Annotated in this window: 1 protein-coding gene; it reads left to right on the plus strand. The window is 37.5% G+C overall.

From position 1 onward, the window contains the following. Positions 1–213 (plus strand): hypothetical protein (locus IEQ44_RS18600; protein ID WP_227487639.1); only part of this gene is annotated, 213 nt, incomplete at its 5' end. Positions 214–272: the final 59 nt, after the last annotated feature.

Here is a 272-nt window from a genome sequence, read left to right on the forward strand (position 1 = left end):
CCTGCTTACCTTGATTTCCAATCAACAAAAAGACCAATTGACGAATCAGCAAGAAAAGCAATTTATATAAAACAGTCGTCGTTGCTTAATTCAAGATTCGGCCGTGAAACAATGCTAATAACAGTTCATCTGGGTAAGCTGTCAAAACGTGCCCTTTCTTCTCAGGTGATAAGATTTGCAGATTTAATCCACTTGACGCTTGCTAACAATTAACGTGCGAGAAGAATAGCTAAAGGAACGGACTAAAAAACAAGTTAGATGCAAATTCTCAT

Origin of the sequence: Nocardioides malaquae (assembly GCF_015070385.1) — a bacterium.
Taxonomy (GTDB): Bacteria; Actinomycetota; Actinomycetes; order Propionibacteriales; family Nocardioidaceae; genus Nocardioides; species Nocardioides malaquae.